This window comes from Achromobacter ruhlandii (genome assembly GCF_902859695.1).
Taxonomy (GTDB): Bacteria; Pseudomonadota; Gammaproteobacteria; order Burkholderiales; family Burkholderiaceae_B; genus Achromobacter; species Achromobacter ruhlandii.
Window position 1 is genome coordinate 120,661 of the sequence record NZ_CADIJL010000001.1, and the last position, 13,608, is coordinate 134,268.

Sequence of the window (13,608 nt, forward strand, 5' to 3'; positions counted from 1 at the left end):
GGAGCGCAGACGCGGACCTGGCTCGCGGCGGCTGCCCGGCACGGACACCGTCCGCGTCCGGTGGGACACTCGGGGGCTTCGGGGGGCGCCTTGGGCGCGCTGCCGGTGACCTTCCCGGCGATCGGGCTCAACAAGACCGGGCAAGGACGGGTACGGCGCTGTTGCGGGGGAGAGCGGCGCATCGACCCCGTGGTGCTCGCTTCCCGCATCAAGGAACAGGCCCCCGCGCCGTAGGCGTCGGGGGCCTGTGGGCGCCGCGCGGGCAGCGCGGCGTAGCGGTCACTGCTGCTGCTGAGCTTGAGCCGCTTGCGGACTGGCCGCCGCACCTTCGTTGGCCCGGTGCCCCGGCGCCTGCGGCGCGCGCACCGGCGAACCCATCGCCTGGAACAGCGCCGCCGTCTCGGTCAGGCGGGCATTGGCGTATTCCACTTCCCGCACCCGCGCCGCGACGTAATGCTGTTCGCTGGCGTACGCGGTGTAGGGCGCCAGCGCGCCCAGGCGCACGCGGTTGGCGGTGTTGCGGTGCGACTGCTCCGCGGCCCGGCGCGAGGCCTCTGCCGAGGCCAGCGCCTGCCCGTCCGCCTCCAGTTGCGCCAGGGTGTCGGCCACGTCGCGGAAGGCGGTCAGCACGGTCTGCTTGTATTGCAGCACCGCCGCCTCATAGCGCTCCTTGGCGGCGCTGCGTTCGGCCAGCAGCGCGCCGCCGTGGAAGATCGGCTGCGTCAGCGACGCGCCCACCGCCCAGATCGAGCCCGCGCCCGACAGCGCCGTTGGCCAACTGAAGCCGCCTTTGCCCATCGACGCCGACAGCGACAGGCTGGGGAACAACTGCGCCGTGGCCACGCCGACGTCGGCCGCCGCCGCGCGCAGCACGGCCTCGGCGACGTGGATGTCGGGCCGCGCCGCCAGCAGTTCGGACGGCACCAGCACCGGCACCTCCTCGGGCACCGCGATCATGGCGAAGGCCAGGTCCGGCGGGGCCTGATCCGGGCTGCGGCCCATCAGCACCGCCAGCGCGTGGCGCGTGGCCTGCCATTGCGCGCGCAGGCCCGGTAGCGAGGCTTCCAGCGTGGCGGCGTCCTGGTCGGCCTGCAGCGCGTCGTTCTGCGAGGCCGAGCCCAGTTCGTAGCGGCGCTGGGTGTCGCGCGCCACCTGGCGCGCCAGCACCACCTGCTTTTCGGTCAACGCCACCCGCTCGGCCAGCGACGCCGAGGTGATGGCGCCGGTGACGATGTTGCCGGCCAGGGAACGGCGCGCCGATTCGAGCTGATAGGCCTGCTGTTCCACCTGGGCCGCGCGCGACACGTTCTCGAAGCGCGCCGCGCCGAACAGGTCGAGGTCGTACTTGGCCTGGACCTGGCCGGTGAAGACGTTGTAGAGCGCCGTGGGTTGCGGCAGGTTCGGCATGGTCAGCGCGCGCTTGCGCGAAACGTCGGCGCCGGCATCCACCGATGGCAGCAGCGACGAATTGACCTGTCCGCGCAACTGTTCGCGCGCGCCGGCCAGATTGCGCTCGGCCGCGGCCAGGTCCGGGCTGTTGGCCAGGCCTTCTTCCACCATGGCGTTGAGCGCGTCCGAGCCAAAGCGTTTCCACCATTCGGGCACCGGACGGCCGTCGCGCGCATAACGCTGCGCCACGCCCTGCGCCGGCGCGCCGGCGGCGGGCAGCGCTTCGACGCCGTATTGCGCGGGCTGCGCCATCGCCGGCGGCTTGCTATCGGGGGCGAAGGCGCAGGCGCCCAGCGCCAGCAACAGCGGCAGGGTGGCCAGGCGCCAGGCCGGGGTCGGGAGACGGAGGGACATCGTCAGGCTCCTCGTTCTACGTTGTCGCCGGCGTGGGCGCCGGGCGGCACGCCTTCGGGTTCCTCGCGCTCGTCGTGGCGCACGCGGAACCAGGCCGCGTACAGCGCGGGCAAAAAGAACAGCGTCAGCACCGTGGCGCTGGTGATGCCGCCCATCAGGGCCGTGGCCATGGGACCGAAGAAGTTGCTGCGCAGCAGCGGGATCAGCGCCAGCACCGCGGCCGCGGCCGTCAACGTGATGGGGCGGAAGCGCCGCACCGTGGCGCCGACGATGGCGTCCACGCGCTTGTGCCCGGCGCTGATGTCCTGCTCGATCTGGTCGACCAGGATCACCGAGTTGCGCATGATGATGCCGAACATCGCGATCACGCCCAGCATGGCGACAAAGCCGAACGGCTTGCCGAACAGCAGCAGCGCGGCCACCACGCCGATCAGGCCGAGCGGCGCGGTCAGCACCACCATCAGCACGCGGGCGAAGCTCTGCAACTGCACCATCAGCAGCGTCAGCACCGCCACGATCATGATGGGCATCTGCGCGTTGATGGACGACTGGCCCTTGGCGCTTTCCTCGACCGGGCCGCCGACCTCGATGCGGTAGCCCACCGGCAGTTCGGCGCGCAGCGCGTCCAGCTTCTTGTCGATGGCGTGGGTCACGTCAATGCCCTGCGCGCCGGCCTTGACGTCGGCCTGCACGGTGATGGTGGGCTGGCGGTCGCGTTCCCAGATCACGCCGTATTCCAGGCCGTAGCGCACCTGGCCCAGGCTGCCCAGCGGCACCGGGCCGTTGGGCGTGGGCATGGCCAGCGTGGCCAGGCGGCCCGGATCGACGCGCTCGCTGTCGGGGGCGCGCAGGCTGACGTTGATCAGCTTGTCGCGCTCGCGGTACTGCGTCACGGTGTAGCCGGACAGCGTCATCGCCAGGAAGCTGGAGATGTCGTTGGAGCTTACGCCGACCTCGCGGGCCTTCTGCTGGTCGATGTCAAAGCGCACCGAGCGCTCGGACGGTTCGTCCCAGTCGAACTGCACGTTGACCGAGCGGCTGTCGGCGCGCACTTCGGCGGCCACCTTCTCGGCCACCTGGCGCACCTCGGGGATCTTGTCGCCGCTGACGCGGAACTGCACCTGGAAGCCCACGGGCGGGCCATTTTCCAGCCGCGACAGGCGGCTGCGGATCGCCGGGAACTGCTCGCGCAGCACCGGCTCCAGCCAGTGCGCCAGCTTCTCGCGGTCTTCCACCGAGTTGGCGGTGATGACGATCTGCGCGAAGTTGGGCGTGGCCAGCTGCTGGTCCAGCGGCAGGTAGAAGCGCGGCGCGCCAGTGCCGACGAAGCTCACCGAATGGGCGATCTCGGGCCGGCCGTCCAGCACTTTTTCAAGCCGCTCGACCTGGCGCAGCGTGGCCGCGAACGAGGCGCCTTCCTGCAGCCGCACGTCCACCAGCAGCTCGGTGCGGTCCGAGCTGGGGAAGAATTGCTGCGGCACCAGGCCGAAGCCGGCCATCGACAGGATGAACACCAGCACCGTTGCCAGCAGCACGCGCCAGCGGCGGTCCACGCACCACGCCACCCAGCCGCGCAGGCGCTGGTAGAAGCGGGTGTTGTAGATGTCGTGCTCGTGGTCATCGGGCAGGTGCGCCTCGCGCTTGCGCTCGGGCAGCATGCGGTAGCCCAGCAGCGGGATCAGCACCACCGCGGCGAACCACGAGGTGATCAGCGCGATCGCCGACACCTGGAAGATCGAGCGGGTGTATTCGCCGGTGCTGGACTTGGCCAGCGCGATCGGCAGGAAGCCGGCCACCGTCACCAGCGTGCCGGTCAGCATCGGGAAGGCGGTGCTGGTGTAGGCGAAGGCGGCGGCGCGCGCGCGGCTCCAGCCCTGTTCCAGCTTCACCGCCATCATCTCGACCGCGATGATGGCGTCGTCCACCAGCAGGCCCAGCGCCAGCACCAGCGTGCCCAGCGAGACCTTGTGCAGGCCGATGCCGAACATGTCCATGAACAGCGCGGTCACCGCCAGCACCACCGGAATCGAGATCACCACCACCATGCCGGTGCGCAGCCCCAGCGACACCAGGCTGACGATCAGCACGATGGCCACGGCCTCGGCCACCGAGCGCAGGAATTCGTCCACCGAGAACGACACCGCCTTGGGCATGCTCGACACCTCGGTCAGCGTCAGGCCGGCCGGCAGCCGCGCCTTGAGCTCGCCGAACTTGGCCTCCAGGGCCTTGCCCAGGTGCACCACGTCCTGACCTGGCTGCATTGTGATGCCGATGCCCAGCACCGGCTGGCCGCGCGTGCGCATCTGCTCGGCCGGGGGATCGTCGTAGCCGCGATGGATGGTGGCGATATCGCCCAGCCTGATCGACTTGCCGTTGACGCGGATCAGCGTCTCGGCCAGCGCCCGGGTGTCCTGGAACTGGCCGCTGGGCCGCACGAAGATACGGTCGTCGGCGGTGGTCAGGGTGCCGGCGCTGGACACCGCGTTCTGGCTGTTGATGGCCTCGGCGATCTGCTGCGGCGACACGCCCAGGCGCGTGAGCTGCGTGTTGCTGATCTCGATGTAGACGTGCTCGGGCTGTTCGCCGAAGTAGTCGACCTTGGCCACGCCCGGCACGCGCAGCAGCACCGTGCGCAGATTGTCGGCGTAGTCGCGCAACTGCGCCGGCGAGAAACCGTCGCCGGCCAGGGTGTAGATGTTGGTGTAGACGTCGCCGAACTCGTCATTGAAGAATGGCCCCTGCACGCCTTGCGGCAGGGTGGCGCCGATGTCGCCGACCTTCTTGCGCACCTGGTACCACTCGTTGGCCACCTCGCTGGCCGGGGCCGAGTCCTTCATGGTGAAGAAGATCAGCGATTCGCCCGGGCGCGAGTAGCTGCGCAGGAAGTCCGTGGATGGCGTTTCCTGCAGCTTCTTGGCGATGCGGTCGGTGACCTGTTCCTGCACCTGCTGCGAGGTGGCGCCGGGCCACAGGGTCTTGATGACCATCACGCGGAAGGTGAAGGGCGGGTCTTCCGACTGCGCCAGGCGCGAATACGACAGCACGCCGAACAGCGTCACCAGCGTGATCAGGAAGATCACCAGCGGCTGGTGCCGCAGGGCCCAGGCCGACAGGTTGAACTTGCCTTCCTCGTGGCGGTGCGCGGCGTTCTGATTCTCGGGAACCGGCGCGCTCATGATGCGAAGTCCTCGGGGTGCAGCGGCGGCACCGCGCGGACCTTTTCGCCGGCCGACACGGCGTGCACGCCTTGCCACACCACGCGCTCGCCGGCTTGCACGCCCTGCGACAGGGTGACGCTGCGCGCGTCATAGCGCAGCACCTGCACGCGGCGCAGCTCCAGCGTGTCTTCCTGCGGCTTGACGATCCAGACGGCGGGCTCGGTGCCGTCATGGAACAGCGCCGTCGCCGGCACCGTGTAAGTGGTGGCGCCGTTGGCCTGGCGGTTGTCGAAGCTGATGTTGGCGGTCATGCCCAGCCGCACCTCGGGCGAGGGCGACTCCAGCGTCAGCTTGGCGCGATAGGTGCGGCTCTGCGGATCGGCGGCCGGCGCGATCTCGCGCAGCACGGCGCTGAAGGTCTTGCCGGGCAGCGGCGCCAGGGTGACGGTGGCGCGCTGGCCGATGGCCAGTCCCGCCAGCACGCTTTCAGGCACGTCGCAGAGCGCGTCGACGTCGCCCGACCAGGCCAGGTTGTAGACCGCCTGGCCGGCCGCCACGTTCTGGCCGGTGTCGGCCTGTTCGGCGGTGATGACGCCGGCATGGTCGGCCACGAGGGTGGTGTAGTTGAGCTGGTCGGCCGACAGCGCGGCTTGTTGCGCCGCCTGGTCGCGTTGCGCCAGCGCCGAGGCGTAGGCGTTGCGCGTCTGTTCGAGCTGGTTGGCGGCGATCAGGTTTTCGCGGGCCTGGGCGCGGTCGCGGTCCAGTTGCTGCTTGGCGTAGTCCAGCTGGTGCTGGGCGGCCGACAGCTGGGCGCGGGCGGCGGCGGCGTTCTTGGTGGCGTCGGCGGGATCGAGCCGGGCGACCACCTGGCCGGGCTTGACCGTGTCGCCCAGGCGCACCTTGCGTTCGATGATCTTGCCGCCCACGCGGAACGACAGCGGCGTGCTGTAGCGCGCCTGCACTTCGCCCGGCAGGGTCCAGGCCGGCAGCGCGGCGTCGGCCTTGGCCGGCATGGCCACCACCGGGCGCGGCGGCGGCGCCTCGGCTTCCTTGCTGCCGCAGCCGGCCAGCGCCAGCGTCAGCGCCAGGGCGAGCGCCGGCCAGCGGCGGCGCGGGGAAAGGCGGGAAGACGCCGCGGCGGCGGCGGGATTGCGCGCGGCGACGGGCGCGCAAGAACCTGAAGAATTCACGAAACACCTCGCGACGCGGGCAGGAGGAGGGGGCGGGACGCGAGGGGGCAGGCCGTTCCAGGCCGGCGGTCACCCTGGCAATCCGATACGGGATGGATTCTAATGCGGCCATGTATTCAAATACAAGTGTGAATCTGAAATCGTTCCAGATGATAGAATCGGCGCATGTCAAAAGTCCGCCTTACCCGAGAGCAAAGCCGTGACCAGACGCGCCAGCGTCTGCTCGATGCCGCGCAATCGATCTTCCTGACCAAGGGCTTCGTGGCGGCCAGCGTCGAGGACATCGCCGAGCTGGCCGGCTATACCCGCGGCGCTTTCTATTCCAATTTCGCAAGCAAGTCCGAACTCTTCCTGCAGCTGCTCAAGCGCGACCACGAAAACGTCATGGGCGACATGCGCGCCATCTTCGAGGCCGGCGAAACCCGCCAGCAGATGGAAGACAGCGTGCTGCACTACTACAGCAACCATTTCCGCGACAACGAGTGCTTCCTGCTGTGGATGGAAGCCAAGCTGCAGGCCGCCCGCGACCCCGAGTTCCGGGTCGGGTTCATTGCCTGCATGGGCGAGCTGCGCGACGCCACCACCGAATACATCCGCCAGTTTTCCGAGCGCGTCGGCACGCCACTGCCGATGCCCGCGCGTGAACTGGCCATCGGCCTCTTGGCGCTGTCCGACGGCATGCAGTTCAGCTTCGCCTTCGACCCGCAGAACGTCAGCGCCGAGACCACCGAATCGGTGCTGGCGGGCTTTTTCCGCCGCGTGGTGTTCGGCGAACGCGACCCCGGCTAGGGCCGCCCGGCCCGACGACGACCCGCGCGGCCGGTCCGGGACCGAATGCCGGGCGCCGCGCGCTCAGGGCCATGCGGGCATTGTCACCGCCAGCGGCGGCATGATAGTAATAACGGCGGCGCGCCGGCTGGACTGAGGGGGCCAGCGCCGTTGCCTTCGGCATCCCTCGGGCGAAAGGAGCGGCAGCATGTCTTCAGAAACCCGACCATCCACCATCAATCGCCCGGTCTTTTATACGGCGGCGCTGTTCACGCTGCTGCTGGTGGGCTTCGCCATCGCGACGCCCAGGACCGCGCAGAACCTGTTCGAATCGATCCAGGCCTGGATCCTGGGCAACGCCAGCTGGTTCTACATCCTGGTGGTCGCCATCATCCTGCTGTCGGTGGCGTTCCTGGCCATCAGCCGCTATGGCGACATCAAGCTGGGGCCCGACCACAGCGAGCCCGACTACCGCAACTTCACCTGGTTCGCCATGCTGTTCTCGGCGGGCATGGGCATCGGCCTGATGTTCTTCGGCGTGGCCGAGCCGGTCATGCACTTCATGTCGCCGCCGGTGGGCGAGGGCGCCACCGCGGCCGCCGCGCGCGAATCCATGAAGATCACCTTCTTCCACTGGGGCCTGCACGCCTGGGCCATTTACGCCGTGGTGGCGCTGACGCTGGCGTTCTTCAGCTTCCGCCACGGGCTGCCTCTGACGCTGCGGTCGGCGTTGTATCCGCTGATCGGCAACCGCATCCACGGCCCCATCGGCCACGCGGTCGACGTGTTCGCCATCATCGGCACGGTGCTGGGCGTGGCCACCTCGCTGGGGCTGGGCGTGGCGCAGATGAACAGCGGCCTGAACCATCTGTTCGGCATTCCCGTGGGCGTGATGCCGCAGATCATCCTGATCGTCATCACCTGCGGACTGGCCACGCTGTCGGTGGCCAGCGGCCTGGACAAGGGCATCCGCATCCTGTCCGAAGCCAACATGGTGCTGGCGGTGATCCTGCTGCTGTTCGTGCTGGTGGCCGGCCCCACCGTGTTCCTGCTGCAGACCTTCGTGCAGAACACCGGCGCCTACCTGTCGGACATCGTCAACAAGACCTTCAACCTGTATGCGTATGAGCCGACCGACTGGATCGGCGGCTGGACCCTGTTCTACTGGGGCTGGTGGATCGCCTGGTCGCCGTTCGTGGGCCTGTTCATCGCCCGCATCTCGCGTGGCCGCACCATCCGCGAATTCGTCAGCGGCGTGCTGCTGGTGCCGGCCGGGTTCACGCTGTTCTGGATGACCGTATTCGGCGACACCGCCATCCACTTCATCCTGGTCGACGGCATCAAGGGGTTCGCCGACACCGTCAAGGACGACAACTCCCTGGCCCTGTTCGCGTTCTTCGAGCTGTTGCCGTGGAGCGGTGTGATATCGATCTTCGCCATTGCCATGGTGGCGGTGTTCTTCGTCACTTCGGCGGATTCGGGCGCGCTGGTGGTGGACCTGCTGGCCTCGGGCGGCGCCGACCGCACGCCCGTGTGGCAGCGCATCTTCTGGTCACTGTCGATGGGCGCCGTGGCCATCGCGCTGCTGCTGGCCGATGGCCTGACGGCGCTGCAGACGGCGACCATCGCCAGCGCGCTGCCGTTCTCGGTCATCCTGCTGCTGTCGCTGTGGGGGTTGTTCAAGGCCCTCAAGCTCGATGCCACCAAGCGCGGCATCCGCTACCAGTCGCTGACGCTGTCGCGCCCGGCGCGCGGCGGCCAGTCGTGGGAACGGCGGCTGCGCAACATGGTCATGATGCCGCGCCGCGCCCATGTGCTGCGCTTCATCGCGGACGTGGTGACCCCGGCCCTGGAAGACGTGGCCGATGAACTGCGCAAGCAGGGCTACGCGGTGGCGGTCAAGGAAGGCGACGGCGAGGGCGGCGTGGTGCTGGAAGTTAACCACGGCGAACACCTGGACTTCTTCTATTCGGTGCAGCCGCAGGCCTTCGTGCGGCCCAGCCTGACGCCCGAGGAGGCCGCCGACGAAGAGGAGCGCAAGTACTTCCGCGCCGAGGTCCACCTGCGCGAGGGCGGGCAGGACTACGACATCATGGGCTGGAGCCGTGATGCCGTGATCGGCGACATCCTCGACCAGTACGAGCGCCACCGCCACTACCTGCACATGGTGCGCACGTAGACATAGCGCCCGCCTGTCACGTGGCGCCGATCCCTGGCGCTGGCGGTGCGCGATACCCCGCGCCCCAGGCGCCAACCCGTTTTCCCGCAAACCGCCGGCTTTCGCCGGCGGTTTTTTCTTGCCCGTTTGCGTCGATAGATTTCCTCAATCCTCAACATTACTTTAGGTTTTTTGACTTCGTCTGATTTTTCTAGGATTATCCAAGCCATTCCTTTGATAAATAGCGAGAGAATCATGAAGGCGAAATCGGGTGCATGGGTCGCCGGGGTGCTGGCCCTGGCGGTGGTGGCGGGGGGCGGGCTGTACTGGAAATTCGGCGGCGCGCAGCACAAGGGTGGCTGGGCCATGGCGCCGGCCAAGGTGGCGGTGGCGCCCGTGTTGCAGGCCGACTTCCCGGCGGCGCTGTCGGGCATCGGCTCGATCGAGGCGACGCGGCAGGTGCTGGTGCCGGCCGAAGTCGATGGCAGGGTGGCGCAGATCCTGTTCACGCCCGGCGAGCGGGTACGCGCGGGGCAACTGCTGGTCCAACTGAACGACGCGCCCGAGCAGGGCGAACTGGCGCGCCTGCAGGCCCAGGCCAGGAACGCCCGGGCGTTGCTGGAGCGCACCCGCCGCCTGGTGCCGCTGCAGGCCGCGACCCGCGAACAACTGGACCAGGCCCAGGCCGACTACGACCAGGCCGCCGGCGAAATCAAGCGCATCCAGGCGCTGATCGAACAGAAGCGCGTCAAGGCCCCGTTCGACGGCGTGCTCGGCGTGCGCCGCATCAATCTGGGCCAGTTCGCCCGCGCCGGCGATCCGCTGGTGTCGCTGACCGACGCGGCCAGCGTCTACGCCAACATCACCCTGCCGGAACAGGCGCTGGGCGCGCTGCGCGTCGGCCAGCCGGTGACCGTGACGGTCGACGCCCACGCCGGACGGGTTTTCGAAGGCGCCGTCACCACCATCGAGCCGCAGGTGGATCCTGGCTCGCGCACCGTGCGCGTGCAGGCCACGCTGGCCAATGCCGACGGCGCGCTGGCGGCGGGCATGTTCGCCCACGGCCAGGTGGTGCTGCCGCCGCGGCCCGGCGTGCTGACCGTGCCGGAAACCGCAGTCAGCTACAGCGCCTATGGCGACTCGGTCTATGTGGTGACGCCGCCCAAGGCCGGCGACGCATCGGCGCCGCCGACCGTGACCCAGGCCTACGTGCAGACCGCCGAGCGCGCCAGCGGTCGGGTGGTGGTGACCAAGGGCCTCAAGCCCGGCGACCGCGTGGTGACCTCGGGCCAGTTGCGCCTGCACAACGGCGCGCCGGTCGAGATCAGCGCCCAGGACACCGTGGCGCTGGACGCCGCGCCGCACTCCGTGGCGCAAGCCCGCTGAACCCACGGAGCCGATCATGAAGTTCACCGATCTGTTCGTGCGCCGGCCGGTGCTGGCGCTGGTGGTCAGCACACTGCTGCTGCTGATGGGGCTGCGCGCCCTGAGCGGCCTGCCGATCCGCCAGTACCCGCTGACCGAAAGCACCACCATCACCATCACCACGCAGTACCCGGGCGCCTCGCCCGACCTGATGCAGGGCTTCGTCACCCAGCCCATCGCGCAATCCGTCGCCACGGTCGAAGGCATCGACTACCTGTCGTCGTCCTCGACCCAGGGCCGCAGCGTGATCACGGTGCGCATGAAGCTCAACGCCGATTCCAACAAGGCTATGACCGAGGTCATGGCCAAGGTCAACGAAGTCAAATACCGCCTGCCGCAGGACGCCTACGACCCGGTGCTGGTCAAGTCCGCCGGCGAGGCGACGGCTGTGGCCTACGTGGGGTTCTCCAGCTCGACCATGTCGCTGCCGGCGCTGACCGACTACCTGTCGCGCGTGGTGCAGCCGCAGCTGTCGTCGATCGACGGCGTGGCCAGCGTGGAACTGTACGGCGGCCAGAAGCTGGCGATGCGGGTCTGGCTCGATCCCGACCGGCTGGCCGCGCGCGGCCTCTCGGCCGGCGAACTGGCCGAGGCCCTGCGCCAGAACAACGTGCAGGCCGCGCCCGGCCAGGCCAAGGGCCTGTACGTGGTGTCCAACATCAACGTCAACACCGACCTGGTCAACGTGGCCGAGTTCCGCGACATGGTCATCAAGCGCGAGGGCGACGCCATCGTGCGCCTGGGCGACGTGGCGACCGTGGAGTTGGGCGCGGCCTCGACCGACTCCAGCGGCCTGATGGACGGCGAGCCGGCCGTGTATTTCGGCCTGAACGCCACGCCGGTCGGCAACCCGCTGGTGATCGTCAAGCGCCTGAACGAACTGCTGCCCAACATCAAGCAGAACCTGCCGCCGGGCACCAGCGTGCAGGTGCCGTTCGAGCTGGCGCGCTTCATCAGCGCCTCGATCGACGGCGTGGTGCACACGCTGTTGGAAGCCATCGTCATCGTGGTGGCGGTGATCTTCCTGTGCCTGGGCTCGCTGCGCGCGGTGCTGATCCCGGTGGTCACCATTCCGCTGTCGATGCTCGGGGGCGCTGCCATCATGGCGCTGTTCGGCTTCAGCGTGAACCTGCTGACGCTGCTGGCCATGGTGCTGGCCATCGGCCTGGTGGTGGACGACGCCATCGTGGTGGTCGAGAACGTGCACCGCCACATCGAGGAAGGCAAGTCGCCGGTGCGTGCGGCGCTGATCGGCGCGCGCGAAGTGGCCGGCCCGGTCATCGCCATGACCATCACGCTGGCGGCGGTGTACGCGCCGATCGGCCTGATGGGCGGCCTGACCGGGTCGCTGTTCAAGGAATTCGCCTTCACGCTGGCGGGGGCGGTGGTGGTGTCGGGCGTGATCGCGCTGACGCTGTCGCCGGTGATGAGTTCGTTCCTGCTCAACAGCCACGTCTCCGAGGGCTGGATGGCGCGCCGCGCCGAACACTTCTTCAATCGCCTGGGCCAGGCCTACGGCCGGCTGCTGGATGTGTCGCTGCATCACCGCTGGGTCACCGGCCTGCTGGCGGTGGCGGTGATGGCCAGCCTGCCGTTCCTGTACAACGCCGCCCAGCGCGAACTGGCGCCGGTCGAGGACCAGTCCACCGTGCTCACCGCGATCAAGTCGCCGCAGCAGGCCAACATCGACTACGTCGAGAAGTTCGGCAAGAAGTGGGACGACGTGATGGCGACGCTGCCCGAGCAGAAGGGCCGCTGGCTCATCAACGGCTCGGACGGCGTCTCCAACAGCATCGGCGGCGTCAATTTCGTCGACTGGCACGAGCGCAAGCGCTCGGCCGACCAGATCCAGGCCGACATGCAGTCGATGGTCAACCAGATCGAGGGCAGCAACATCTTCGCCTTCCAGTTGCCGCCGCTGCCGGGCTCGACCGGCGGCCTGCCGGTGCAGATGGTCATCATGAGCGCGGCCGACTACCCGGTGGTGTACGAGGCCATGGAAAACCTGAAGCAGGCGGCGCGCGCCAGCGGCCTGTTCATGGTGGTCGACAGCGACCTGGACTACAACAACCCGGTGGTGCAACTGAAGGTGGACCGCGCCAAGGCCAACAGCCTGGGCGTCACCATGAAGGCGGTGGGCGACACGCTGGCGGTGCTGGTGGGCGAGAACTACGTCAACCGCTTCGGCATGGACGGCCGCTCGTACGACGTGATCCCACAGAGCCTGCGCCAGCAGCGCATCTCGCCCGAGTCGCTGGCGCGGTATTACGTCAAGAGCGCCAGCGGCGCGCAGGTGCCGCTGTCGAACTTCGTGTCGGTGTCGATGGGCGTCGAGCCCAACAAGCTGACCCAGTTCAACCAGCTCAACGCCGCCACCTTCCAGGCCATCCCGATGCCGGGCGTGACCATGGGCGACGCGGTCCAGTTCCTGACGCGCCAGGCGCAGCAGCTGCCGGCCGGCTTCAGCTACGACTGGCAATCGGACGCGCGCCAGTTCAGCCAGGAGGGCTCGGCGCTGATGATCACTTTCATCTTCGCCATTATCGTCATCTACCTGGTGCTTGCGGCGCAGTACGAAAGCCTGCGCGACCCGTTCATCATCCTGGTGAGCGTGCCGTTGTCGATCTGCGGCGCGCTGATCCCGCTGGCGCTGGGCATGGCGACCATCAACATCTACACGCAGATCGGGCTGGTGACGCTGATCGGGCTGATCAGCAAGCACGGCATCCTGATGGTGGAATTCGCCAACGAGATGCAGGTCAGCCACGGCCTGGACCGGCGCAGCGCCATGGAGCACGCCGCCCGCATCCGCCTGCGCCCGATCCTGATGACCACCGCGGCCATGGTGGTGGGCCTGATTCCACTGCTGTTCGCCAGCGGCGCCGGCGCCCACAGCCGCTACAGCCTGGGGTTGGTGATCGTGGTCGGCATGCTGGTCGGCACGCTGTTCACGCTGTTCGTGCTGCCCACCGTCTACACCGTGCTGGCGCGCGACCACCGCGCCGCCAACGACACGCCGCGCGCCCGCGAACTGGCGCAGGCCCAGGCCGAGGACACGTTGCCGGTCGCGACCTCGCGGCCTGCCGCCACGCATTGAGGAACCATC

Annotated in this window: 7 protein-coding genes; 4 read left to right on the top strand and 3 right to left on the bottom strand. The window is 68.7% G+C overall.

The window, feature by feature from the left end; translation table 11 throughout:
* Window positions 1-279: 279 nt before the first annotated feature.
* Genes HV742_RS00520 through HV742_RS00530 form a run of 3 tightly spaced genes read right to left on the bottom strand, consistent with a single transcriptional unit; the run spans window position 280 to window position 6,151 of the window.
* A complete protein-coding gene (locus HV742_RS00520; protein WP_175144288.1) occupies window positions 280-1,803 on the bottom strand; it encodes an efflux transporter outer membrane subunit in 1,524 nt (507 codons plus the stop codon).
* Window positions 1,804-1,805: 2 nt separating this feature from the next.
* Complete coding sequence (locus tag HV742_RS00525) at window positions 1,806-4,979, bottom strand: efflux RND transporter permease subunit (RefSeq protein ID WP_175144289.1); 3,174 nt, start codon at window positions 4,977-4,979, stop codon at window positions 1,806-1,808.
* Window positions 4,976-6,151, bottom strand: coding sequence for an efflux RND transporter periplasmic adaptor subunit (locus tag HV742_RS00530; protein ID WP_081330254.1), 1,176 nt, complete (start codon window positions 6,149-6,151; stop codon window positions 4,976-4,978). The genes HV742_RS00525 and HV742_RS00530 overlap by 4 nt, the downstream gene beginning before the upstream one ends.
* A gap of 165 nt (window positions 6,152-6,316) precedes the next feature.
* Here HV742_RS00530 and HV742_RS00535 point away from each other — a divergent pair, with 165 nt between their 5' ends.
* From HV742_RS00535 to HV742_RS00550, 4 genes are all read left to right on the top strand, one after another.
* A complete protein-coding gene (locus HV742_RS00535) occupies window positions 6,317-6,940 on the top strand; it encodes a TetR/AcrR family transcriptional regulator (RefSeq protein WP_175144290.1) in 624 nt (207 codons plus the stop codon).
* A gap of 187 nt (window positions 6,941-7,127) precedes the next feature.
* Window positions 7,128-9,098: a BCCT family transporter gene (locus HV742_RS00540; protein ID WP_063581973.1), complete on the top strand. Its 1,971-nt coding sequence runs from the start codon at window positions 7,128-7,130 to the stop codon at window positions 9,096-9,098.
* Window positions 9,099-9,332: 234 nt separating this feature from the next.
* Window positions 9,333-10,463 (top strand): efflux RND transporter periplasmic adaptor subunit, encoded by a 1,131-nt coding sequence (locus tag HV742_RS00545; RefSeq protein WP_175144291.1) that lies wholly within the window; start codon window positions 9,333-9,335, stop codon window positions 10,461-10,463.
* A gap of 16 nt (window positions 10,464-10,479) precedes the next feature.
* The gene (locus tag HV742_RS00550; RefSeq protein ID WP_175144292.1) at window positions 10,480-13,599 is read left to right on the top strand and encodes a MexW/MexI family multidrug efflux RND transporter permease subunit; all 3,120 of its coding nucleotides are present in this window, start codon (window positions 10,480-10,482) and stop codon (window positions 13,597-13,599) included.
* Window positions 13,600-13,608 lie beyond the last annotated feature (9 nt).

Coding starts and splice junctions, on each gene's coding strand:
- HV742_RS00520 (WP_175144288.1), bottom strand. CDS start 1,803: ATGTCCCTCCGTCTCCCGACCCCGGCCTGGCGCCTGGCCACCCTGCCG.
- HV742_RS00525 (WP_175144289.1), bottom strand. CDS start 4,979: ATGAGCGCGCCGGTTCCCGAGAATCAGAACGCCGCGCACCGCCACGAG.
- HV742_RS00535 (WP_175144290.1), top strand. CDS start 6,317: ATGTCAAAAGTCCGCCTTACCCGAGAGCAAAGCCGTGACCAGACGCGC.
- HV742_RS00540 (WP_063581973.1), top strand. CDS start 7,128: ATGTCTTCAGAAACCCGACCATCCACCATCAATCGCCCGGTCTTTTAT.
- HV742_RS00545 (WP_175144291.1), top strand. CDS start 9,333: ATGAAGGCGAAATCGGGTGCATGGGTCGCCGGGGTGCTGGCCCTGGCG.
- HV742_RS00550 (WP_175144292.1), top strand. CDS start 10,480: ATGAAGTTCACCGATCTGTTCGTGCGCCGGCCGGTGCTGGCGCTGGTG.